Source organism: Erythrobacter sp. SDW2, from assembly GCF_021431965.1.
Taxonomy (GTDB): Bacteria; Pseudomonadota; Alphaproteobacteria; order Sphingomonadales; family Sphingomonadaceae; genus Parerythrobacter.
This window is the reverse complement of record NZ_CP090370.1, coordinates 1,012,983-1,035,652: the sequence shown is the minus strand read 5'-3', so window position 1 is coordinate 1,035,652 and position 22,670 is coordinate 1,012,983. Positions and strand designations below refer to the sequence as shown.

At 61.7% G+C, this 22,670-nt stretch carries 25 protein-coding genes and 1 pseudogene; 8 read left to right on the top strand and 18 right to left on the bottom strand.

All coding sequences use genetic code 11. The features are described 5' to 3' along the window. Positions 1–63 precede the first annotated feature (63 nt). The 9 genes from tolQ to hisB form a co-directional block, all read right to left on the bottom strand. Positions 64–756: a protein TolQ gene (gene tolQ, locus LY632_RS05085; RefSeq protein WP_234092722.1), complete on the bottom strand. Its 693-nt coding sequence runs from the start codon at positions 754–756 to the stop codon at positions 64–66. Beyond that, a complete protein-coding gene (locus tag LY632_RS05080) occupies positions 753–1,223 on the bottom strand; it encodes a YbgC/FadM family acyl-CoA thioesterase (RefSeq protein ID WP_234092721.1) in 471 nt (156 codons plus the stop codon). Before LY632_RS05080 ends, tolQ begins: the two co-directional genes overlap by 4 nt. Before the next feature lie 75 nt (positions 1,224–1,298). Next, positions 1,299–1,685, bottom strand: coding sequence for a histidine triad nucleotide-binding protein (locus tag LY632_RS05075; RefSeq protein ID WP_234092720.1), 387 nt, complete (start codon positions 1,683–1,685; stop codon positions 1,299–1,301). Positions 1,686–1,937: 252 nt separating this feature from the next. Beyond that, complete coding sequence (locus tag LY632_RS05070; protein WP_234092719.1) at positions 1,938–2,267, bottom strand: phosphoribosyl-ATP diphosphatase; 330 nt, start codon at positions 2,265–2,267, stop codon at positions 1,938–1,940. Between the two features lie 55 nt (positions 2,268–2,322). After that, positions 2,323–2,496 carry a PEP-CTERM sorting domain-containing protein gene (locus LY632_RS05065; protein WP_234092718.1) on the bottom strand — a complete coding sequence of 58 codons (174 nt, stop codon included), beginning with the start codon at positions 2,494–2,496 and terminating at the stop codon, positions 2,323–2,325. Between the two features lie 110 nt (positions 2,497–2,606). Further along, entirely contained in the window at positions 2,607–3,368 is a 762-nt protein-coding gene (gene hisF / locus LY632_RS05060; RefSeq protein WP_234092717.1) for an imidazole glycerol phosphate synthase subunit HisF, read from the bottom strand. 142 nt (positions 3,369–3,510) lie between these two features. Further along, a complete protein-coding gene (gene hisA, locus LY632_RS05055) occupies positions 3,511–4,251 on the bottom strand; it encodes a 1-(5-phosphoribosyl)-5-[(5-phosphoribosylamino)methylideneamino]imidazole-4-carboxamide isomerase (protein ID WP_234092716.1) in 741 nt (246 codons plus the stop codon). Further along, a complete protein-coding gene (gene hisH / locus LY632_RS05050) occupies positions 4,248–4,877 on the bottom strand; it encodes an imidazole glycerol phosphate synthase subunit HisH (RefSeq protein ID WP_234092715.1) in 630 nt (209 codons plus the stop codon). Before hisH ends, hisA begins: the two co-directional genes overlap by 4 nt. Before the next feature lie 120 nt (positions 4,878–4,997). Next, complete coding sequence (gene hisB, locus LY632_RS05045) at positions 4,998–5,591, bottom strand: imidazoleglycerol-phosphate dehydratase HisB (protein ID WP_234092714.1); 594 nt, start codon at positions 5,589–5,591, stop codon at positions 4,998–5,000. Positions 5,592–5,673: 82 nt separating this feature from the next. On the opposite strand from hisB, the gene LY632_RS05040 reads away from it, so the two are divergent. From LY632_RS05040 to gmk, 3 genes are read left to right on the top strand one after another with little or no spacing between them, the layout of a single operon-like run. Next, entirely contained in the window at positions 5,674–6,177 is a 504-nt protein-coding gene (locus tag LY632_RS05040; protein WP_234092713.1) for an SspB family protein, read from the top strand. 38 nt (positions 6,178–6,215) lie between these two features. Further along, positions 6,216–6,635: a hypothetical protein gene (locus tag LY632_RS05035; RefSeq protein WP_234092712.1), complete on the top strand. Its 420-nt coding sequence runs from the start codon at positions 6,216–6,218 to the stop codon at positions 6,633–6,635. A gap of 47 nt (positions 6,636–6,682) precedes the next feature. Continuing rightward, entirely contained in the window at positions 6,683–7,324 is a 642-nt protein-coding gene (gene gmk / locus LY632_RS05030; RefSeq protein WP_234092711.1) for a guanylate kinase, read from the top strand. A 19-nt stretch (positions 7,325–7,343) separates the two neighbouring features. On the opposite strand, the gene LY632_RS05025 is transcribed toward gmk, so the two are convergent. From LY632_RS05025 to LY632_RS05015, 4 genes and pseudogenes are all read right to left on the bottom strand, one after another. Continuing rightward, positions 7,344–8,831, bottom strand: a complete 1,488-nt coding sequence (locus LY632_RS05025; protein ID WP_234092710.1) for a sigma factor-like helix-turn-helix DNA-binding protein — start codon at positions 8,829–8,831, stop codon at positions 7,344–7,346. 177 nt (positions 8,832–9,008) lie between these two features. Then, positions 9,009–9,071, bottom strand: a pseudogene (locus LY632_RS14360) (hypothetical protein); the annotation flags it as partial. 80 nt (positions 9,072–9,151) lie between these two features. Continuing rightward, the gene (locus LY632_RS05020; protein ID WP_234092709.1) at positions 9,152–10,783 is read right to left on the bottom strand and encodes an ATP-binding protein; all 1,632 of its coding nucleotides are present in this window, start codon (positions 10,781–10,783) and stop codon (positions 9,152–9,154) included. Continuing rightward, a complete protein-coding gene (locus LY632_RS05015; RefSeq protein WP_234092708.1) occupies positions 10,780–11,361 on the bottom strand; it encodes a hypothetical protein in 582 nt (193 codons plus the stop codon). Before LY632_RS05015 ends, LY632_RS05020 begins: the two co-directional genes overlap by 4 nt. Positions 11,362–11,814: 453 nt before the next feature. Here LY632_RS05015 and LY632_RS05010 point away from each other — a divergent pair, with 453 nt between their 5' ends. Next, positions 11,815–12,882, top strand: coding sequence for a fatty acid desaturase (locus LY632_RS05010; RefSeq protein ID WP_234092707.1), 1,068 nt, complete (start codon positions 11,815–11,817; stop codon positions 12,880–12,882). Between the two features lie 13 nt (positions 12,883–12,895). Here the strand turns inward: LY632_RS05010 and LY632_RS05005 are convergent, their stop codons facing one another. Both LY632_RS05005 and LY632_RS05000 read right to left on the bottom strand, forming a co-directional pair. Beyond that, on the bottom strand, positions 12,896–13,888 hold the full coding sequence (locus tag LY632_RS05005; protein ID WP_234092706.1) for a tetratricopeptide repeat protein: 993 nt from the start codon (positions 13,886–13,888) through the stop codon (positions 12,896–12,898). 57 nt (positions 13,889–13,945) lie between these two features. Then, on the bottom strand, positions 13,946–14,221 hold the full coding sequence (locus LY632_RS05000) for a hypothetical protein (RefSeq protein WP_234092705.1): 276 nt from the start codon (positions 14,219–14,221) through the stop codon (positions 13,946–13,948). A gap of 125 nt (positions 14,222–14,346) precedes the next feature. Here LY632_RS05000 and LY632_RS04995 point away from each other — a divergent pair, with 125 nt between their 5' ends. Next, on the top strand, positions 14,347–16,023 hold the full coding sequence (locus tag LY632_RS04995; RefSeq protein WP_234092704.1) for an alpha/beta fold hydrolase: 1,677 nt from the start codon (positions 14,347–14,349) through the stop codon (positions 16,021–16,023). Positions 16,024–16,173: 150 nt separating this feature from the next. Further along, positions 16,174–16,377 (top strand): hypothetical protein, encoded by a 204-nt coding sequence (locus LY632_RS04990; protein ID WP_234092703.1) that lies wholly within the window; start codon positions 16,174–16,176, stop codon positions 16,375–16,377. Between the two features lie 423 nt (positions 16,378–16,800). On the opposite strand, the gene LY632_RS04985 is transcribed toward LY632_RS04990, so the two are convergent. The 3 genes from LY632_RS04985 to LY632_RS04975 all read right to left on the bottom strand — a co-directional run bounded on the left by LY632_RS04985 (position 16,801) and on the right by LY632_RS04975 (position 20,142). Beyond that, a complete protein-coding gene (locus tag LY632_RS04985; RefSeq protein ID WP_234093143.1) occupies positions 16,801–17,607 on the bottom strand; it encodes an SDR family NAD(P)-dependent oxidoreductase in 807 nt (268 codons plus the stop codon). Positions 17,608–17,719: 112 nt separating this feature from the next. Continuing rightward, positions 17,720–18,859: an acyl-CoA dehydrogenase family protein gene (locus LY632_RS04980; protein ID WP_234092702.1), complete on the bottom strand. Its 1,140-nt coding sequence runs from the start codon at positions 18,857–18,859 to the stop codon at positions 17,720–17,722. A 104-nt stretch (positions 18,860–18,963) separates the two neighbouring features. After that, positions 18,964–20,142 carry an acyl-CoA dehydrogenase family protein gene (locus LY632_RS04975; protein ID WP_234092701.1) on the bottom strand — a complete coding sequence of 393 codons (1,179 nt, stop codon included), beginning with the start codon at positions 20,140–20,142 and terminating at the stop codon, positions 18,964–18,966. Between the two features lie 184 nt (positions 20,143–20,326). Between LY632_RS04975 and LY632_RS04970 the strand changes: the two genes are divergently transcribed. Together LY632_RS04970 and LY632_RS04965 are read left to right on the top strand one after the other, a co-directional pair. After that, positions 20,327–21,193, top strand: a complete 867-nt coding sequence (locus LY632_RS04970) for an SDR family NAD(P)-dependent oxidoreductase (RefSeq protein ID WP_234092700.1) — start codon at positions 20,327–20,329, stop codon at positions 21,191–21,193. Positions 21,194–21,284: 91 nt separating this feature from the next. Next, entirely contained in the window at positions 21,285–22,622 is a 1,338-nt protein-coding gene (locus LY632_RS04965; protein WP_234092699.1) for an acyl-CoA dehydrogenase family protein, read from the top strand. Positions 22,623–22,670: the final 48 nt, after the last annotated feature.

Below are 22,670 nucleotides of genomic sequence, written 5' to 3'. Positions count from 1 at the left end.
GACACTCCACGTGAGGCCTCTCGACTACGCTCGAGGCGAACGGGTGCAAAAAGCGAAGTACCATCACAGCCGCTCCAGCTCACGGCCGAGGTTGGCGTGGAACTTGTCGGCGAAGCGCTGCAGCTTGGCCTCGTACTGGTTCACGCTGGCGCTGAAGCGGTTGTAGGCGATAACCGCCGGGATCGCCGCGAACAGCCCGATCGCGGTGGCGAACAGCGCCTCCGAAATCCCCGGTGCGACGACCGCGAGCGAGCTCGATTCCTGCTGCCCGATCTGGAAGAAGCTGTTCATGATGCCCCAGACGGTGCCGAACAGCCCGATGAAGGGCGCGACCGAACCGGTGGTGGCAAGGAAATTCAATCGCGCGGCGAGGCTGTCCGCTTCCTCCGCCACCTGCCCTGCCATGGCCGCGCCGATACGCTGCGAGGCGGCATCGCGATCCTTCAGGCCTTTCGCGGTCGAGCGTTTCCACTCGCTCATTGCCACCCCGGCGATGCGCGCGCTGGGGACGTCCTTGCGGGCATATTCGCGCATGATCGTCTCGAAATCGTCGGCCTGCCAGAATTCTTTCTCGAACGCTGCCGAGGTGCTGCGCAGCTTGCCGAGACGAAGCATGAAGCTGACGATGATCATCCAGCTCCAGATCGACGCCAGGATGAGGCCGATCATCACGACCTTGACCACGATATCGGCATCCATGAACAGCTTCATCGGTTCGAGCCTGGTCGGAGCAACGGCAAGCATTTCGAGCATCATTCGGCAGGGTCCTCGGACAGAACGGTGTGGAAGGCCGTGCGCCAGGCTTCGGGCTGGCGGCGCGGGCGGCCATCGGGGGCCACGAAGCCGACGCGGAAAGTCGCTTCGGTGAGCAATTCGGTATTGCGATAGGCGCGCTGGTGCATGGTGACGCTGGCTGCCTTGATCTGGCTGCACCGCGTATGAATGATCACATCGTCATCGAGCTTGGCGGGCCGGAAATATTTGAGCGACAGGTCCGCCACGGCATAGGCACCTTCTCCCGCCTCGATCGCAGCGCGCTGGTCGATCCCCAGCATCCGCAGCACGTCCGACCGCGCCCGTTCGAACCAGCGCAGGTAGTTGGCGTGGTAGGTGATGCCCGAAAGATCGGTATCCTCGTAATACACCCGCACGGCATAGAGATGCACCGCGCCGTCGAAGACGCCGCCTGGCCGCGGGAGATCGGGATGATTGTGTGCCACCATGCTTGACGCCGCCCTTAGCGGAGCGGCGAGTCGCACCGCAAGTATGGGATTTTTATTCGTCGGGGGATGCGCGGCCTAGCGTGCCTGGCGTGCGAGCATCGGCCCCAGCGGATGGCCGCCGAAGATATGGACATGCAGGTGCGGCACCTCCTGGTGGCCGTGCCCACCGATATTGGCGAGCAGGCGGTAACCCGGCTCGACCACCCCCTTCGCGCGCGCCACTTCGCCCACCGCGCGGACGAAGCCGGCGATTTCCGCGTCGCTCGCATGGTGCGAGAAATCGTCCCAGCTGACGTAGCGCCCCTTGGGGATCACCAGCGTGTGGATTTCGGCCTGCGGGTTGATATCCTCGAAGGCATAGGCCCATTCGTCCTCATAGACCTTGTTCGAGGGGATCTCGCCGCGCAGGATCCTGGCGAAGATATTGTTGTCATCATAGGGCTGAGTGGCGTCGATCGGCATAGGGGCCTGTCCTTGTGAGCTGGAAGCATTGGCACGGAGCCGCTTTTGGCCCAGCGCGAGAAGCGAGGAGGGAGCGATGTCTACGCATCGTGACCGACGAGCGAAGTGGCGCTGGGCCAAAAGCGGCCCGCCTCTGCGGGGTCGCGTCAGGAAGCCCGCTGGCTTCGTCGCAGCGATTGCAGGGGCAACCAGCCCCTGCTGCACGCCGCTCCTGTCCAGCGGGCTTCCTGACGCGATGACAACGTTTCCAGCTCACAAGGACAGGCCCCGTTCGCTCCGTGAAGCTTTCTCATCGAGACCGGACACGCCCTCGCGCCGGTCGAGTTCGGCCATCACCTCGGCCAGCGTCACCCCCTTGGCGTCGAGCAGGACGGTGAGGTGGAACAGCAGGTCTGCCGCTTCGCCGGTCAGCTCTTCGGCTGTGCCGGAGAGCGCGGCGATGACTGTCTCGGTCGCTTCCTCGCCCAGCTTCTGCGCGATTGCGCCCAAGCCCTTGGCATGAAGCCTGGCGACATAGCTCTTGTCAGGATCGGCCGAGCGGCGCGCGGCGATGGTCTGTTCGAGGCGCTTTAGCGTATCCATGCCCTGCGCCATGCGGGTGCGCAGGCGCTCTCGTCAAGCGGGGAAGTGAGGCAGCCTACTTGTCATCGGGCCGCTTGCGGCTACGCATCCCGAAACGGCCGATCAGCATCCCGGCAACGCCCAGCGCGAACAGCGCCCAGTTGCTCGGTTCCGGAATCGCGGTGCCGCCCTCTGCCCAAGCGGGCGAAGCGATCAGCAGCAGGGCAGCGGCGGCGATCAAGCGGTCCATGCCCGTGGTTAAGCAAGAGCCGCGCCATAATCCGCAGCGGCCCGCATCTCCGCCAATTCGATGGTTAACCATATGTGCCGGCTGGTGAAGGCTGTAAGCCAGCCCGACACTTATCCGCGCGCTGGCAGCCCCGCCGCCCGCAGCGCCGCATGCGCCTCGGCAATGGTGTGGGTGCCGAAATGGAAGATCGAGGCCGCGAGCACGGCGCTGGCATGGCCCTCGGTCACGCCTTCGACCAGATGCTCCAGATTGCCGACCCCGCCGCTGGCGATCACGGGCACGGAAACGCTGTCGGCGATAGTCCGGGTCAAAGTGAGGTCATAGCCCACCTTGGTCCCGTCGCCGTCCATCGAGGTGACCAGCAATTCGCCCGCGCCCAGGTCAGCCACCAGCCCGGCATATTCGACCGCATCGATGCCGGTCGGCTTGCGGCCACCGTGGGTGAAGATTTCCCATTTGCCCGCGCCGACCCGCCGCGCATCCACGCTCGCGACCACGCACTGGCTGCCGAACTTCTCCGCGATCTCGCGCACCAGTTCGGGCCGGGCGACGGCGGCGCTGTTGATCGCGACCTTGTCGGCCCCCGCCAGCAGCAGCGCGCGGGCATCCTCAGGCGAGCGCACCCCGCCGCCGACGGTCAGCGGCATGAAGCACACTTCCGCCGTGCGCCGCACGACATCGAGCAGCGTCCCGCGCCCCTCGTGGCTGGCGGAGATATCGAGGAAGCACAGCTCGTCCGCGCCCGCCGCATCATAGGCCCGCGCCTGCTCGACCGGGTCGCCCGCATCGACCAGATCGACGAAATTGACCCCCTTGACCACGCGGCCATCGGCAACGTCGAGACAGGGGATGACGCGGATGCGGACGGTCATAGATCCTCCCCGGAACGGGGAGGGGGACCATCCGAAGGATGGTGGAGGGGCACATGGGTGTGAGCCGCACCGCCGACGAACGGAGCAGCCGAGCCTGCCCCTCCACCAGCTTCGCTGGTCCCCCTCTCCGTTCCGGGGAGGATCACGAGCGTGCCTCCGCCCTTTGGCCCATCGCAATCGCCGCAGCGAGGTCCAGCCGCCCCTCGTAAAGCGCGCGCCCGGTGATGACCCCCTCGATCCCCTCATGCGCGTGGAGTGAGAGGATGTGGATGTCGTCCAGTCCCTTGACCCCGCCGCTGGCGATGACCGGGATATCGACCCGGCGGGCGAGGTCCACGGTCGCCTCGATGTTCACCCCCTTGAGCAGGCCATCGCGGCCGATATCGGTGAACAGCAGGCTGGCGACCCCGGCATCCTCAAACCTGCGGGCGAGTTCGACCACCGGCACGTCGGACACTTCGGCCCAGCCCTCGGTCGCGACCATGCCGTCCCTGGCATCGACCGCGACCACGATCCCGCCGGGAAACTCGCGCGCCATGTCCTTGACGAATTCGGGGTCTTTCAAGGCCGCAGAGCCCATCACCACCCGCGCCACGCCGAGATCGAACCAGCCCTCGACCGCCTCGCGCGTGCGGATCCCGCCGCCCAGCTGGACGTAGCCCGGGAACGCCGCGACGATCGCCTCGACCGCCTCGCGGTTCTCCGCGCGCCCGGCGAAGCTGCCGTCGAGATCGACCACATGCAGATGCTGCGCCCCGGCCTCGGCAAACAGCAGCGCCTGCGCCGCCGGGTTGTCGCCATAGACGGTGGCGCGGGCCATATCGCCCTCGGCGAGCCGCACGACGTCGCCGCCCTTGAGGTCGATGGCGGGAAAGATGATCAAGGCTTCCACTCCAGGAAACGCGACAACAGCCCCAGCCCGTAGGCCTGGCTCTTCTCGGGATGAAACTGCACCCCGACGATATTGTCGCGCGCGACCGCCGCCACCAGTCCGCCGCCGTGGTCGGTCATCGCCAGCACATGCCGCCCCTCGCGCGCATGGAAGTGGTAGGAGTGGAGGAAATAGGCCTCGCCCGCCGCCACCAGCGCGTGATCGCGCGCATGCGGCGTCAGCGCAACATCGTTCCAGCCCATGTGCGGCACCTTGACGCTGGCATCGGCCGGCTCGATCAGCCGCACCTCGCCCGGGATCCAGTCGAGCCCGGGGGTCTCGAGATGCTCGAGGCCGCGCGTCGCGAGCAGTTGCATCCCCACGCAAATGCCCAGGAATGGCACGCCGCCGAGCAGCACCCGCTCCTCCAGCGCATCGACCATGCCGATGACCCCGCGCAGCCCCGCCGCGCAGGCGCCGAACGCGCCCACGCCCGGCAGCACCACCCGGTCGGCCCGGCGCACGAGATCGGGGTTGTGGGTCACCTTCACCCCATGCGCCCCCGCCGCCTTCAGCGCGTTGTGCACCGAGTGAAGATTGCCCGCGCCGTAATCGATCAAGGCAATGGTTTCAGCCATTGCTAGCGCCTTCGGGCGCGAAGCGACCGCAAGGGCGACCGCCCGCCCGCAGCGACGCGATCTTCGATCGCATGAGCGAGGAAATCGCGCGCCCGGAGGGGCGTGCGGAAATAAAAAAACCTACCCACCGAGTTGCCCCTTGGTACTGGGGATCGCCCCGCCCTTGCGCGGGTCGAGTTCGACCGCCTGCCGCATTGCCCGGGCGAAGCCCTTGTAGATGCTCTCGCAGATGTGGTGGTTGTTCGAACCGTACAGCAGCTCGATATGCAGCGTGATCCCGGCGCTCTGGCTGACGGAGTGGAACCAGTGCTCGATCAGCTCGGTGTCCCACTCGCCCAGCTTCTCCTGGGTGAAGCCCGCCCGCCAGACGAGGTAGGGCCGCCCGGAAATGTCGAGCGCCACCCGGCTCAGCGTCTCGTCCATCGGGCTGTAGGCCTGGCCGTAACGCCCGATCCCGCCCTTGTCGCCCAGCGCTGCGCTGAGCGCCTGGCCGAGCGCGATGGCGCTATCCTCGGTGGTGTGGTGCTGGTCGACATGCAGGTCGCCGTCGACCTTCATGGTCACGTCGATCAGCGAGTGGCGGCTGAACTGTTCGACCATATGGTCGAGAAAGCCGATCCCGGTCGAAACGTCATAACTGCCGGTCCCGTCGAGGCCGACCTCGACGAGGATCTTCGTTTCCGCGGTGTTCCGCTCGATTCTGCCGCTGCGCATGCGGGCCCGCTACAACCTTAGGTGGCGGATAGGCAAGCAATCTGCGCTTGACCCGCGCCGCGCCACAAGTCAGGTGACGCGCATGAGCGACGACACCCCCGACAGCCTCATCCCTTACGACGAGATCGTGCAGGAGGCGCTGCGCGCCGTGGTCGGCCGCGTACTGGGGGAAATCGAGCAGGGCGGCGGCGAATTGCCGGGCAGCCACCATTTCTACATCACCTTCAAGACCGGTGCGCCAGGGGTCTCCATCCCCCAGCACCTGTCCGAACGCTTCCCGGACGAGATGACCATCGTCCTGCAGAACAAGTTCTGGGACCTCAAGGTCAGCGACAGCGGCTTTTCCGTCGGGCTCAGCTTCAACCAGATGCCGGCCAAGCTCGACATCCCCTTCGCCGCGATCACCGCCTTCGTCGATCCGGCGGTCGATTTCGGGCTGCAGTTCCAGGCCACTGTCGCCGACATGGCGCCCGAGCCGCATGACGATCCGGAAAACGACCAGTCGGAACACGGCACCCATCCAGCCGTTACCGAAAAGGACGACGGATCGAATGTCGTCACGGTCGATTTCGGCCGCAAGAAGTAACCGGCGCACCGCCAGAAGATGCGCCACGGAAGGGACCCATGGCCGCAAAGCGCACACGCAAAGCCAGCAGCAAGACAGTCGAACCGGCTGCAGGGCCTGAGGTCGATCTTGCTGCGGAGCCGGCCGTCCCCGGCCCGAGCCCGGATCCCGTCACCAATCTCGTCATGGCCGACATCCTCATCCGCGCGGGCGGCTATATCGTCCGGCGTGCGGTGGAGAAGAACCTGCTCAAGGGCCGGTACGGCAAGGATACGGCCAAGGAAATCCTCGCCAACCGGAAGCCGGGCCAGACCTTCGCCGCCTTCGCCGCCGCGCGGCTGGCGACCCGCTCGGTGCCCGGCGCGGCGGTGGTCGGCACCGGGATCGGGCTCAAGATGCTGCTCGACCTCAGCAACAAGCGCCGCGCCCGGCTGAAGGGCGAGCGCAAGCTGGCCAGGCAGGCGAAAGGCGAGGACTAGCGCGCCTGCGACTTGATTTCCGTCCCCCTGCCGGTGCAAGGACGCGCATGGCTCACGATCAATCCGACGCGCTCAACCGGCGCGGCCTCCTGTTCATCCTCTCCTCGCCCAGTGGCGCGGGCAAGACCACCATCAGCCGGATGCTGCTGGGCGCCGACGACGCGATCGAGCTGTCCGTCTCGGCCACCACCCGCCCTGCGCGCAGCGGCGAGATCGACGGGGTCGACTACCACTTCGTCAGCGATGCGAAGTTCGACGCGATGGTGGAGGAAGACGACTTCTACGAATGGGCGCATGTCTTCGGCCACCGCTACGGCACGCCCAAGGGCTATATCCGCCGCGGCCTGAAGGAAGGGCGCGACTTCCTGTTCGATATCGACTGGCAGGGCACCCAGCAATTGAAGCAGAAGGACGAGCAGGACGTCGTCACCGTGTTCATCCTGCCGCCGACGCTGGAGGCGCTGCGCCAGCGGCTGGAAGGCCGCGGGACCGACAGCGAGGACGTGATCGACCGCCGCATGGACCGCGCCCGGGCCGAAATCAGCCACTGGGCGGAATATGATTATGTCGTGATCAACGACGATGTCGACGCGTGTTTCGTCAAGGTGCGCGAGATCCTGCACGCCGAGCGGATGAAGCGGACCCGGCAGACCGGGCTGATCCCGTTTGTGCGGGGGTTGATGGGGTAGGGGGTGGAGATCGCCCCTCTCAGCAATCGCGGTCTTCAGATTTCTCCATCTGCTCTTCTTCGGCTTCAAGTTGAAAGTTTCCACCGTCAGAAACCGGAACAAATGACATATCGAATAGCTCATCGCTGCCAATTTCTATTTCCGCCACTTTCGCATTGAAATCGAACCTCACGCAGAGGACGTCAGAAGACTCTGCACCAGCAAGTGTGAGGATGGGGGCGAGGCCAGTCATTCCCCTCTCAGTTATTTCTAGAATCCCGGATGTAGTTCCGTCGGAAAGTTTGGCAAACCATTCTCCAACTGTCAGATTGAGCACAAATGATGGCAGATAGAATATTCCCATTCGTATGCTCATCCGGCTCAAGCGCGTAGCGAACCACAAGCGTCCAGCCTTGTCCCAGCCGTGTTCAGTTCTCACCTCGGCTTTCTTTTCAGCTTCGAACTGTTCGACCGTACCGACCGGAACGTGCGCTCCCACCAGACCGTAAATGCCTGTTCCAATTTTCTGCACTATCGGCGAATAACTCAAGTAGACATAAAATGTATTCGCATTGATCGAGTACCGATCTATGCAAAAATCTTCAATAACTTCTCGTCTTAGAGGAGATCCAAGTTCATGGAAGCAAGCGACAAATGCACTTTCAACATCACCTAAATTTGTAGGAACGAATCTTGATCCACGGTGGACCATTCCGTCTCTTACACAATGGCCACTGATGGTTTCGACAAAGCTGGCAAGGACTGGCTGCGGCGGGACAAAGCTGACACGATAATACCTCAATATCGCTTGTCGAAGCTCCGAAATATGGATTGTCTCCGAGACGGATAGAACCTTGTTTACGATATTGTCCAAACGGCTGCGTTCCGGCAGCAAAGAGCAAGCCCAGGTTTGCGCGCTATCTAGCCAAATCGCTTCTTCGAGACCACCTAATATGCTTTGAATCGCGCGACTGACATCTAGTCCTCCAGTGAGCCGCAGGCTCATCCGGTCCACGTTGATACAGCCGCTAGTGCTGGTAGCCTTGCGGAAATCAATAACAACTTCGTGGACGCTCGGGATACGCCCCCTTTGATCGACAAAAACGTCAGAACCTTCCCTGATCAAAATGACGTCGGTTGAAACCTCGAATATCTCAGCAGCCCTCAAGATTGATTCGATGCTCAATGAGCTTCCGCCCGTGCGCTCCGCTAGCAAACCTTCCGCATCTCGAATGGGAAGCGGAGCTCTCTTTGAAAGGCGTGTAAGGACCATCCGCAAATTCGCGGTCGGCAACCACAATTGTCGCAACAGGTCTTCCGCTCGTTGGACAATTTGTCTTACACGCTCGCGGGTCATGGCATATTCTTGGCCCACCGATTCCAAAGTCCGAGGTTTCTCGCCAGAGAAGCCCCAATACTTGGAAGCAAGCTCCCTATTTCGACCCTCCAAGACGACAGACAATATTGCTTCAATTTCGTCCCCGATACACCGATAGGCTGACTTAAAGAGACCCAGCGCAACTGCCACAGCTCTCCTGCATTGTTCGGTATGACTAGCTCGAACAGAAGCAGCGCGTTCGACATTCCAACAGCCAACATCCATCCCAAAATGGAGCCCGAGGATTGAAAGGGTATGTTCTGTAGCTCGAAGCGATGTCCTTCCTACATTAGCCATACGTAAAAAGTCGGCTGGTCGCCTTTGGACTAGTTGACCGACGTATCGTATATTGGAAAGCTTGAATGCGTTTTCCGCTCGCGGTGGAAGCATTAGCTCCGTAACCTCAGCAGAAAGGAGGAAGTCTAGCTGGGTGAAGCCAGCTGGGCCTAAGGGGAGGGTCGCGCCCACCGTCACTCGTAAAGTGAGGCAGCTGCGCGAGACAGGCGATTTAGCGTCTCGCGGATGGCTACGATAGGCTCGGCCGAGTCAATGTACCAACCCGCGTTGTTGAACTCGGCTGCCAAGCCAATTGCATATTCTGAGAACGCAACCTCGTAAGCCATTCTCTTGAACAGCGGGTCTTCAATTCCGTTATTTCTCTTCGCCGCCGAAATCTGTGGATGGTCCAAATTGATCAAAATCGTCCTCGTATTATCTTCGTACTTGGCCCGCGCGTTCTCCTCACCCATTTCGCGGAAATCAACATTGAATCCCCCTCGCCTTCGCTTGATATTTGGCGATGCAGGCTTTGCCTGAGCCTGCTTCTCGCCATCTTCGTTCGCTTCGAACTCCGGTCCGGGCCTAGGCTCTGGGTTCGCGCCAGGTGGCGTGGACTGATCATGGATGACGTTTAGACCGGCTTCTTCATCAATGAGGATTGCGAGTATGTCATCTCCTTGAGTAAGGATCTCGGTCTCTCCTGAGGCACTCGGACCGTCGCGCATGTCCGACGTTCCCTGAGCATCGGCAACAACCTTCTTCAACTGGGCGCTCCAGTCATGAAAATCGGAGTTGATTATTTCTGCGATCTTGTCTGCTTCCTTTTTGAGCCTTTTTGCGTCCTCAGACGCCTTTCTGTCCCTCTCTTCTTTTTCCAATTCGCTAATGAGATTCTGAACGTTCATACCGATGAAAGCGATTAGGCTTCGTACGGTCTCGTTTTGGCGGTTGAGGATCATTGATCGAGACATATCGAACGGCGAGATGCCGCTCGTGTCTTCCGCAAGTTGTGGAACCTCGATCGCACCAAAAACATATCTCGAGAGGGGTTTTGACTCACATCCCGCCAGCGTCGTTTCGTGCAGAACGCCCTTGGATGTAATGGCAATGCCTCGTAACCCCTCCTCAAGTGGCGCCTTCGCAACCTTCAGGACAAGCTCAACTCCTCCTAGGTGTCCCTCGAAAGGGGTTCCCGCAACCGGAATAGCAACCTGCCTCCCCGCAACTGGCTCAACATACTCGCATTTGTGGTGATCGACATAAACCGTTGCATTGGGCCAGTGGGCAACGTGCCGCTCAATCTCTTTGATAATGCTGTTTCGATCAATCTTCTTGATGTTGATCTCTTCGATATCAATCTGTGTCCCATCGTGACGTTCAACAATTACCTCGCGTTCAACTACTGTAACCGGGACCTTCGTCTCTGCAGCTGGCGATTCGATGTCGCTCCGCGTGAGCTCAACAGTTGATCGTTTCCCATTTTTGACGGTTGTCACTCTCAACTTGTTGGCAATTCCAAAAGCTGCCGACTTACCTGTACCGAAGAAGCCACGCCCTGGTTTTCCTGACGCGCGGTCGATATTCTCACCATGCATCTGAAAGAACTGGTGCAAATCCGCGAAACCCATTCCACGACCATTATCTATGATAGTGATTTTTTTGGCAACTTGGTCGATGGTTACCCTGACCAGCGGCTGTTCGTTCGCTATGTATTGGAGGCCGTTTGATACGTACTCCCATACTACTTGATGCTCGTGCTTAAAAAGGGCCGAGCTCTGGAGGATGTCCCTTCCCACATGGCTTGTTACCGAAAGGCCCGTCAATGATATCCTCCTAGAATCCTACCAATCTCCGAGATCGCTTCCTCCAACTCTGGATCACCTCGGAATACTTGCCCTGATCGCTCTACTCGCTTCGCTCGTGCTGCATCTTTGATATAATCATCCACCGCAAAAAATCGTTCGGCTTCCTGTTTAGAAATTTGGTCGGCTTCGCCGGCCTTCCATTTTCTGTAGGCAGCCTCCGCCAGCATTCTGATCCTTTCCCTATGCTGCCAAGTTCTTTCCTTGGCAGAGAGGCGCGGTGAAAAGCTCAACCCCCGCTCCAACAGTCCCGCATGTTCTTTGCAGAACGCAATGCCAGCGGAGGTCAGTAGCCACCCCTCACGTTCTCCTCCCGCTATTAGTCCGCCACGAGATTCCTTCGCGGCGTCGTAAAGTCTCTTCCGCACGGCCTCGATATTGATTTGCTCTTGGTATTTTCTCCAAGTGAATTTTCCGGGGGCAAGATCATTGGCTCGCATTGCGATATCTTCAGTATCTGCGAGCCCCTTGTCCGCACCGGCGAGAAAAGCTGCAAGAACGACGATCTTGTCATTCGATAGGGTGGCTTTTCCGCTCAACTCTCGCTCCAGCTTTCCTCACAATGCATCGATGTTCGCAGTATGCGGACCGTAGTAGATTAATACATGTGATCAAGTCCGGATTTTGGACTTCATTGTCAGCAAATCGCCAACAGGCAACTATCGTCGATAGAGTTCGAGAGCCACGTCCCTTACAAACCATTTTCCTACACGCCCCCTCCCCGCTACCACCGCGCCGCCGCCATGCCTCCGCCTCGCCCGCCATCCCAGGCCTTCGCCACAAAGCCCCGTCTCATCCGCGGGGCTTTGTCGTATCTGGGCTCCCTCCATGGATCTCTTCCGGCCCTGCGTTCCGCCTGTACTTCATCAACTTGCGTGGCGTGCAACAACCCCGCTGCCGCCGCCTTCTCGCCAGCCAATGCACCGCTGCCACGTGACATTCACACTCCGCCTGCTACATCGCTGCCAAACCCATCGCACAAGAGGATCGCAGTGAGGCCGCAAGAGTTTGCCCCGGCGCAGTTGGCGCAGGCAGAAGAGATCAACCCGCGTCAATTGGCGCGCGAACTGAAGCCGTTCTACGAGCCGCGCCATCTGCGCAGCTGGACCGAGCTGGCGATCACCCTCGCCCCCTTCATCGCGGTGTTCGGCGCGATGCTGTTCGCGGTCGAGCGCGGGTACTGGGCGGCGCTGGTGCTGGCGCCGCTCGCCGGGCTGCTGCTGCTGCGGCTGTTCATCATCCAGCACGATTGCGGCCACGGCGCCTTCTTCAAGAAGCGCGGCGGCAACGACTGGGTCGGGCGCGCGCTCGGCGTGCTGACGCTGACCCCCTACGACTGCTGGCGGCGCAGCCATGCGTTGCACCATGCGGCGACCGGCAATCTCGACGCGCGGGGGTTCGGCGATGTCGATACGCTGACCGTGCGCGAGTATTTCGAGGGGAGCCGGCTCAAGCGCTTCGGCTATCGGCTCTATCGCCATCCGGTGGTGCTGATGGGGCTTGGCCCTGCCTATCTGTTCCTGCTGCGCCATCGCCTGCCGATCGGGCTGATGCGCGAAGGCAAGGAGTACTGGATCAGCTCGATGGGCACCAATGCGATGATCGCGGCGATCCTGGGCGGGCTGATCTGGGCCTTCGGGATCGGCGCGGTGGCGGCGGTGTTCTTCCCCGTGCTGCTGACCGCGGCGAGCATGGGGGTGTGGCTGTTCTATATCCAGCACCAGTTCGAGGATGCCCATTGGGACCGCAAGGGCGAGTGGGAGTTTCACGAGGCGGCGCTGGGGGGCAGTTCCTATCTCCAGCTGCCGGCGTGGCTACAGTGGTTCACCGGGAATATCGGCATCCACCATGTCCACCACCTGGCGAGCCGGATCCCGTTCTACCGCCTGCCCGAAGCGCTGCGCGCGCATCCGCGGCTGGCCGAGCTCAACCGCTTCACCCTGCGCCAGACCGTCAAGCCGATGATGCTGGCGCTGTGGGACGAGCAGCAGCGCAAGCTGGTGACCTTCCGCGAGGCGAGGCGGTTGCGGGCCGCTGGCAAATACGTTGTTGCGGGCTAGTAGCTGGTTCGTGTCAGCTTCCGACGTAAGTCACGCATTTACTGGAAAGCTGATTGGCAAGCGTGCTCAGTCGGGCGAATTTCGCGCGGGTTTCGGACGGCGTGAAAGACGTGTTGGTTTCCTTCAAGAACACGCCCAGTTCCCAAGTGCCATCATGCGGCCCATTGATGGACTGGCTCGATGACGAACCCGCCATAATGCGCCCTTCGAGGACAAAGCTAGTGCTCTGTGGGTTGCGGCCCTTGTATCCCAAATTCCAAAGGAGCGTGAATCGGGTACCTCCAGTCGTTCTGATGACTGTTGTGCAGGCGTTCAGCGGGAGGGCGAAATCAACATGTCCCGAAAGCAAGCCGCGGGATGTTTTCCACATTGGCATTCCGTCGATTATCTTGCCGAACTCCTCCTGTAGCGCGAATATCTCAAGGAACTCGGCAGCCAGCGGCGCTTGATCATCTCGCGCTTGTTCGAGCATATCTATCTGATCGGTATAGATCGGCAGAATGTCTTTTGTTTCGCTAAACGCGGGAAGGGTTGCGTATTCCACTGCAGTGGCCCTAACCCCCTTTTGGTAGGCAATTGCGTACAATTGGGCAGCCTGGCGATAATCGGCGGTCACGCCTATTCCGTTGCGGAAGTACTGGCCGTAAACAAACAGGCCGAAAGGCAGACCGGCATCGGCGGCCACTTTGGCCCAGCGCAGGCCCTCCTGCGGATTCTTCTGTACGCCAACACCTGTCGCATAAGCTCCCGACAAGAGTGCTGCCGCCTTGGCATCCCCTCCTTTCGCCTCACGAATGACTGCAGCGATATTCTCCGGAAGACCTGCCTTCCGCCGCAGTTCCGGCCCGGTCAGCACAAGCCAGTCGGCATCGCTAAGATTCCAGCGATCAAGAGTGCGGTCGCTGCTGTCTATGGGGTGGCTGGCGAAATCGGCTAGTGCAGTGGTCGGCGTCAGGCACAACCCAATACTGACCGCGCCAATGGCTGACCGGATCAAATTCTTCATCGCGTTCCCCTTTTCGAAAGTGCGGGGCGCGCCTAATCCTGCGCCCCGCATTCCGTATCAACGACAGCTTCCGGCATGATTGGCGACATACGCAGTACACACCCAACCTTCGCTGTCCTTGCTGCAGGTGGAATGCGTGGCGCGAGTGATACAGGTCCGCTTGCCGAAGCGCGCCATCGAAGCTGACTCCGCCTGCGCGTTCGCGTCCCTGATCGCGTCGGCCCGGGTCGATCCGTAACCGTAAACGGCGGTTCCCGCGATGGCCGCTGCGGAAACCAAGACGGTCGATGCCGTAATGATTTGCGCTGCGAACGAAGATTTCTTTCTCAACATGTGCTTCCTCCCTTGGTCGAGACCATAAAGCGACCTCGTGGTGTAATCATTCTCACCCGCGAGCATTCGGAGGAATGGCCATTTGTATGCTTGCGCGCGAAAATAATTGGCGTCATCTCAAAAGTATGCGTGAGACGATCTTCGCGGCAATCATATTGGACCGGGATGGCACCGGTACAAACCTGGATACAGTCGCAGCGGACAAGGCTGCGCTACAGATCGAAATCGATCAGGCGGCAGAAGCGTTACGCCGCGATGGCGGCATTTCCATCCTGGGGGCCGAGCTTATTCCAACGTGGGACGAGCGTGGCAGGGTGTTTCACTTGCCTGGGGGGGTCTTGGCGCCGGACTGGCATCAGTGGACGGCATGCGCCTCCGCGTGCGGAGAGCCTGCTGGACTATTCGTCCGATTCACGTCGCAATACTGGGACCGCGCGGTGGCGCGAGTCGCGCACGCGTTTGGACTTACCGAACTCGAACAGCGCCTCGTTCGAGAACTGATCGAATTCGGCAAACTTGACGACGCATCGGGCCGGATCGGGGTCGGACCAACGACTTCGAGAAACGCACTTGTGAGGTTGCGCCAGAAATGCGGTGCGCGCAATGTAGCAGAGCTCGTGAGCCACGTCCTGACGCTGATGTGCCAGCCTCATGACAAGGGTGGCGTGGCTGTCGACAATGTACTGGCGGACCTTCTTGATCTAACCCCACGCCAACTCGCCATCGTTTTGTCGCTGGCCGACGGCAATTCACGTAGCCGGGTCGCGAAGGACGTGGGCAAATCACTGTCGACTGTGAAGGCGCTTCTCGGACAGGTCTTCGACGATTTTGCTCTCGGTTCGACGGCCGAACTCTCCTCGCTTGTCGGTCAGGCGCGGCTCGTGCTGGAACATCTTGCGTCGATCGACGGGCAAGCTTTGCAGAGATTGCCCGTCGGCATCGATCGCACACTGCGTCAGGATGACGGTCGCAACGTGGGGTACTCGATGTATGGTGAGGGCACCGGTCCAGTCGCAGCCATTATGCACAGCACCATAAGCTGTCGTCACCCGCCATCACGATTCGTGCGCTTGATGCTGGAAGGTGGCTGGCGGGTCGTGACAATCGACCGACCGGGTTTCGGAACGACGGACAGCCCCGCTACCCTGGATGCCGAACGACATTTCGAGACCGCCGTCAGCGATCTGCGTTCGATCATCTCGCATCATGCTCTTGGTCCCGTGTCACTTGTCGGGCGGGGGGCCGGACAGATTACGATCGCCATCGCAGCTGCTCTGGCCGATCTCGTTGATCGGGTAGTCCTGATAAATCCTACGCCAGCCGTCTCGTTTACACCTGTGGATCGCGGACCGCTCGGCGCGATCAAACGGAGATTTACTCGCAATCCCACATCGATGCGCGCTCTCATCAGCCTGTTATTACGCCTGACATCACCGGAACGCCTGCGCAACTCCATGCGCCGCGCCTTTGCGCAAAGTCCACCCGACCTGCAGGGTCTCGACGATCCCGTCATGGTGAACGATTATCTCCGCGCTACAAGTCCGCTGAAAGCCAACCTCGACGGCTACGTGATCGAAAACGTAGGCTGGGCACGCGGGTGGGAGCCGTGCGGCGGGACCTTTAAACATGACTGCGTGGCCCTGTTCGGATCCGCGTTCGTCCTCCACGATCCCGGACACGCACAGAAATACTTTTCGCAGAAGGTGCGTGGCTTGCGATGCCGCACAATCCGTGGAGCTGGTCAAATGTTGATGTACACCCACCCGGAGGCAGTCGCCGCTGAGCTGATGGAGCAACGCTAGTGTATTCTGTCGACACACCGAAACAGTCTGCTGGTATCGGCATCTCGGCACGCCACAACTTCACTATGCAATTGTCTCGGACGAAACGGGCTTCAAAAAGCATTCTTCCGCGACATGGGGGGATCTGCTCGGATATAAGTGCCCTTTTCGTTGGCAGCATTTACCCCATTGATTCTGGACGACTGCGATGGCCCTGGTGGCGTGGGAAATCGTGATTTTGCCACCCGTATTGAGAACGGCGCGGCAGGTATTGGCATCGACGCTGCAACGCACCCCATGCATGCATCGGTAGCGGTGCCTGTACTCGCCAGCGACTTTCCAGAACGCGAGGCCGCTCAGGTCAAGCGCCGGTGAAGGCAATCGAGCGTGAATGCGAAGGATGAATGTTTTTCAGGGGTACATTCGATGCAGGTCATGCCGGATTGCGCCTGAGCCTACGCTCCCGCAGATGCTATGCAAAGGGGGACTGCAATTGTCATCCGACGAGTTCCGTCCAGGCGCCCTCAACTCACGCACATAAATTTCCGGCGCAGACCCACGACAGTTTTGCCCGCCGAGCCGTTATGCGGAGCGAGGAGATGGGCATCTACATCGCGGTCCCATCATTCTTGTCCTGCAAGCTGGAGTTCCGCGTGGTCCTGCTCGGCCATTTTGCGGCCGCATCCGCCGCTCGCAATCAAGGCAAGGCTTTCATATGCCCGCGCCGGACCATACCCTGCTGGAATCCCGTGTCTTGGCAGGACAAACCCGCAGCTATTCGGCGATCGACAGGACGTTTCATTTACCTGACGGATCGACGAAGTTGCCGGCGCCGACATTGGCGTTGACCACCCCGCCGTCGATCGCCAGCGTCGTGCCGACGACATAGTCTCCGGCGCGGCTGAGCAGGTAGATCGCACCGGCCGCCATGTCCTCGGTCACGCCGACCCGGCCCGAGGGGATACCCCGGGCCGAGGCTTCCGGGTTGTCGCGCGCGGCGCGGTTCATGGCGCTTGGGAAGGCCCCCGGGCCGATGCCGTTGACGATGATGTTGTCGCGCACAAGCTCCGCTGCCATCCGCCGGGTTAGGTGGATAAGACCTGCCTTCGAGGCCTGGTAGGGATAGGTCGGCCAGGGGTTGGACTTCATCCCGTCGATGCTGGCGATCATCAGCACCTTGGCCGGGCGTTCAGGTGTCGCCGCCGCCTTGAGCAGGGGCGCAAGCTTCTGGGTCAGGAAGAAAGGCGTCTTGACGTTGAGGTCCATCGTCCGGTCCCAGCCGGCTTCGGTGAACTCCTCGAAGGGCTCGCCCCAGGCGGCACCGGCATTGTTGACAAGGAGGTCGAGCTTGCTCTCGCGCTTGGCCAGTTCGTCGGCCAGCGCCTTGATCCCGTCCATCTGGCTGAGGTCGGCGGGGATGCCGATGACCTTGTCGCCGAGTTCGGCACAGGTCTCCTCGATCTCGTTCACCTTCCGCGCACTGATATAGACGCGCTCACAGCCTGCCTCGAGCAGGCCTTCGACGATCATCTTGCCGATTCCGCGGCTACCGCCGGTGACCAGCGCCACGCGGCCCTGCAGGCCGAACAGCTCATTGAGTTTCATCATATTGAATAGCCTTTCTTCGTCAGTACGAGCGAAACGAAGCAATCCGGTCCTGTCCTCGCTCGATTGCCGCGTCGCCTCCGGCTCCTCGCAATGACGAGGAGCGATGAAATCAATACCCCTGCAATTCCGCCACGCGGTTCGCGTGGTAATAGGCATCGCCCAGGAACTCCTGCAGCGCGCGGTCGCGCTTCATGTAGAGGCCGATGTCATATTCGTCGGTCATGCCGATCCCGCCGTGCATCTGCACGCCTTCGCGGACCGCGAGGCCGGCGGTCCTGGCGACCTTCGCCTTGGCGACCGAGGCCATCAGCGAGGCTTTCTCGCTGCCGCCGTCGAGCAGTTGCTGCGCCTTGATCACCGCGGCGCGGGCGATCTCGACTTCGGAATAGAGGTGCGCGGCGCGGTGCTGCAGGGCCTGGAACTCGCCGATCACCTTGCCGAACTGCTTGCGCTGCTTGAGGTAGTCGACGGTCATGTCCATCGCTCCGCGCGCGACGCCGACGCCTTCGGCTGCGCTGCCGACGCGTCCGGCATCGAGCATGGCGTTAAGCACCGCGCGGCCGCCATCGACCTCGCCGATCACCGCATCGCCATCGAGTTCGACCCCGTCGAATTTGGTATGCGTGGCCATCGAGCTGTCGACCAGCCGCACGGCATCATGGTTCATGCCCGCCGCATCCCTGGGCACGGCAAACAGGGTGATGCCATCGTCGTCGCTGTCCGAACCCGAGGTGCGCGCGGCGACGATCAGCATGTCGGCGCTGGCGCCATGGACCACGAAGTCCTTCTGGCCGGAGAGCTTGAAGCCATTGCCCGAACGCTCGGCGCGGCACTTGATCGTTTCGGGGCGGTGCTTGGCCCCTTCGTCGATCGCCACGGCGAACACGCTCTTGCCTTCGATCAGCCCGGGCAGATAGCGCCCCTTGAGGTCATTGCTGCCGTGCTTGAGCGCGGTCGCGGCGAGGACCGAGGAAGTCAGGAACGGCGACGGGGTGAGATTGCGGCCGATTTCCTCGAGCACGATCCCGGCCTCGACATGGCCCATCCCCAGCCCGCCATCTTCCTCGCCCACGAGGATGCCGGTGAAGCCGAGTTCGGCCATCTGTTCCCACAGGCCGTGGCCAAAGCCGTCCTTGCAATTGCGGTCACGCCAGTGGCGCAGCTGCTTCGCAATGCTGCCTTCCTCGGCCATGAACTGCGCCGCGGTTTCGGCCAGCATGGCCTGATCTTCGTTGTGATAAAGTGGCATACCACTGATCCCTTTTCGTCATCCCAGCGAAAGCCGGGATCTTTTCGACCTGTCAGCCCGTGCGGACCGCGACCCCAGCTTTCGCTGGGGTGACGAGAACTCGTCTAGGCTCCCGGCAGGTCGAGAATGCGTTTGGAAATGACGTTGAGCATGACTTCGCTCGTCCCGCCTTCGATCGAGTTGGCCTTCGTGCGCAGCCAGCCCCGCGCCGCCTTGCCGCCGCCGGTCTCCTCGCTCTCCCATTCGAGCGCGCGGCTGCCGCCCGCGCTCATCACCAGCTCGTGGCGGCGCTTGTTGAGCTCGGTGCCGGCGTATTTCATCATGTTCGGCTGGGCCGGATGGGCCTTGCCGACCTTGATCTCGTCGAGGAACTTCTCGCCCATCGCGCCGTAAGCCAGCGCGTCTACATCGAACATCGCCAGTTCCGCGCGCAATACCGGGTCGATCTCGCCCGCACTGCGGCTCAGCGCCGCGCCGATAGTGCCGGTGTTGCCACCATCGGCGCCGGAAATCATCTCGCGCTCATGGCCGAGCAGATACTTGGCGACGTCCCAGCCGCGGTTGATCTCGCCGACATAGCCGGGGATATCCTCGCCGTAACTTTTAGGCACCTTCACATCGTCGAAGAAGGTTTCGCAGAACGGGCTGTTGCCGCTGATCAGCAGGATCGGCTTGGTCGAAACGCCGGGGCTCTCCATGTCAAAGAGCATGAAGGTGATGCCCTGATACTTGTTCTCCTTGTCGGTGCGGACAAGGCAGAAAATCCAGTCGGCCTTGTCGGCGTAGGAGGTCCAGATCTTCTGGCCGTTGACGATCCAGTGGTCGCCCTTGTCCTCGCCATAGGTCTGCAGGCTCACGAGGTCGGAGCCGCTGCCCGGCTCGGAGTAACCCTGGCACCAGCGGATTTCGCCGCGGGCGATTTCATTGAGGAACTTCTTCTTCTGCCCCTCGGTGCCGAAGTGCAGCAGCGCCGGGCCGAGCATCCAGATGCCGAAGCTGGACAGCGGCGGGCGCGCATTGATCGCGGCCATTTCCTCGCGCAGCACCTTGGCTTCGGCCGGAGAGAGGCTGGCCCCGCCGTATTCCTTGGGCCAGGCGGGCACGGTGTAGCCCTTGGCGACGCAGGCTTCGAACCAGGCCTTTTGCGCAGCGTTCTTGAAGGTCGCTTTGCGCCCGCCCCAGTAAACGTCACCGTCGTCACGGACCGGTTCGCGCATTTCGGGGGGGCAGTTTGCTTCCAGCCAGGCGCGGGTTTCGCTGCGGAAAGTCTCCAGATCGGACATGTTCCGACTCCTCTCATAGTCTTGAACTTGACGCTTACGTTAAGTTGATTCGACCCCTCCCTGCAAGCGCCGTCTGCCCTTGCCGCCATGCCGTAGCGTCAGGCGAAAGCGCGTTGACGCGAACGTAAGCAGGCGTAAGCTGGTTGCAAAATGAAATGGGCCACAGGGCCAGGGAGAGACGGACATGCGATTCACCGGCAAGACCGTGGTGATAACCGGCGCGGCATCGGGCATCGGCCTCGAAAGCACCCGCCTGTTCGCACGCGAAGGCGCGGTGGTTTATGCCGCAGATATCAATGACGAAGCGGGGGCTACGCTGGAAAATGACCCGGCAGGCACCATCCGCTACCAGCACTGCGACGTCTGCTCTACGGGCGAGATCAAGGCCCTGATGGACCGTGCTGCGGAAGAAACCGGCGGGATCGACGTGGTCTTCAACAACGCCGGTGCCGGCGGTGCGCGGGAAAAGATCCACGAGATCGAACCGGCTGCCTGGGACCGGACGATGGACCTGCTGCTGCGCTCGGTCGCTTTCGGCATCCGCTACGCCGTGCCGCATATGATGGGCCGCCCCGGTGGCGCGATCGTCAACGTCTCCAGCGTCGCCGCCGTCGGGCCGGGCTATTCGCCGACCGCCTATGCCGTCGCCAAGGCCGGTGTGCTCCACCTGACCAAGATGGCCGCCGCCGATCTGGCCCAGTTCGGCATCCGCGTGAACGCGATCCAGCCCGGCTTCATCAACACCAACATCTTCACCAGTTCGCTGGACATCCCGGACGAGCAGAAGGAAATGGCCAAAGGCTTCATCGCCCAGATGAGCAGCAACGCCCAGCCGGTGAAGCGCGGCGGCCAGCCGCGCGACATTGCCGAGGCCTGCGCCTACCTCGCCAGCGAGGCCGCCGGCTTCGTCACCGGCACCTCGCTGATCGTCGACGGCGGCATCACCATCGGCCCGCGCGAAAGCTGGGATGTCGAGGCACCCAGCGCCTTCGAAGCGCTGATCAAGCTGGAGGAAGCGGCCAAGGCGGCTGCGTCGCAGCAGACGGAATAGAACCCAATCAACCCTTGGCGCGGCCAAGCCGCCGTGCCACGGTCGCACGACAAGAATCAGATCAACGCAGGACAGGAAGAGAGGCAATCCCATGGATTTCGAACCCACCGAACGGCAGGTCTACTGGCGCGACCGCGTCAAGAACTTCATCGACGCGCATGTGCGGCCCGCCGTGCCGACCTACAAGCAGCAGGATGCCGAGGGCGACCGCTGGAAAGTGATCCCGGTTGTCGAGGAACTGAAAGCCAAGGCCAAGGCCGAAGGCATCTGGAACCTGTTCATGCCGCCGCGCAACGACGGCCACCACCATGTCGACGAAAGCTATGAGTTCGAAGGTCCCGGCCTGACCAACCTCGAATACGCGCTCTGCGCCGAGGAAATGGGCCGCATCGGCTTCGCCTCGGAGGTGTTCAACTGCTCCGCGCCCGACACCGGCAATATGGAAGTGTTCCACCGTTACGGCACGCGCGAGCAGAAGGACAAATGGCTGACCCCGATCATGAACGGCGAGATCCGCTCCGCCTTCCTCATGACCGAGCCTTTCACCGCTTCGTCCGACGCGACCAATATCGAGACCCGGATCGAGCGTGATGGCGACGAATATGTCATCAATGGTCGCAAGTGGTGGTCGTCGGGCCTCGGCGATCCGCGCTGCAAGATCGCCATCGTCATGGGCAAGACCGATTTCAGCGCCGGGCGTCATGCCGCGCAGTCGATGATCCTGATGCCGACCGATGCGCCCGGCGTGAACGTGATCCGCCACTTGCCCGTGTTCGGCTATGACGATGCGCCGCACGGCCACATGGAGGTCGAGCTCAAGGACGTCCGCGTTCCCGTTACCAACATGCTGCTGGGCGAAGGCCGCGGGTTCGAGATCGCGCAGGGCCGCCTCGGGCCCGGCCGCATCCACCACTGCATGCGCACCATCGGAGTGGCCGAGGAAGCGCTGAGCAAGATGTGCAAGCGGCTGCAGGAGCGCGAAGCCTTCGGCAAGCCGGTCTACAAGCATTCGGTGTGGGAGGAACGCGTCGCGCGTGCCCGGATCGATATCGACATGACCCGCCTGCTCTGCCTCAAGGCGGCGGACATGATGGACAAGGTCGGCAACAAGAACGCCAAGCAGGAAATCGCCATGATCAAGGTGCAGGCGCCCAATATGGCGCTGCGCATCATCGACGATGCCATCCAGGCGCACGGCGGCGGCGGTGTTTCCGAGGACTACGGCCTCGCCAGCGCCTATGCCCACCAGCGCACACTGCGCCTGGCAGATGGTCCGGACGAAGTGCACGCCCGCACCATCGCGCGAATCGAATTCGCCCGTCACCTGCCCGAAGCCGGCCCCACCGCCAACGCCCTGCGCGACGGCAAGGGGCCGACCCTCGGCAACGACAATGCCTTCAGCTCGGGCGACATGGGCGTGGCGCGGTAACGCTTCTCCCCTCCCGCCTGCGGGAGGGGTCGGGGGTGGGCCTGTAAA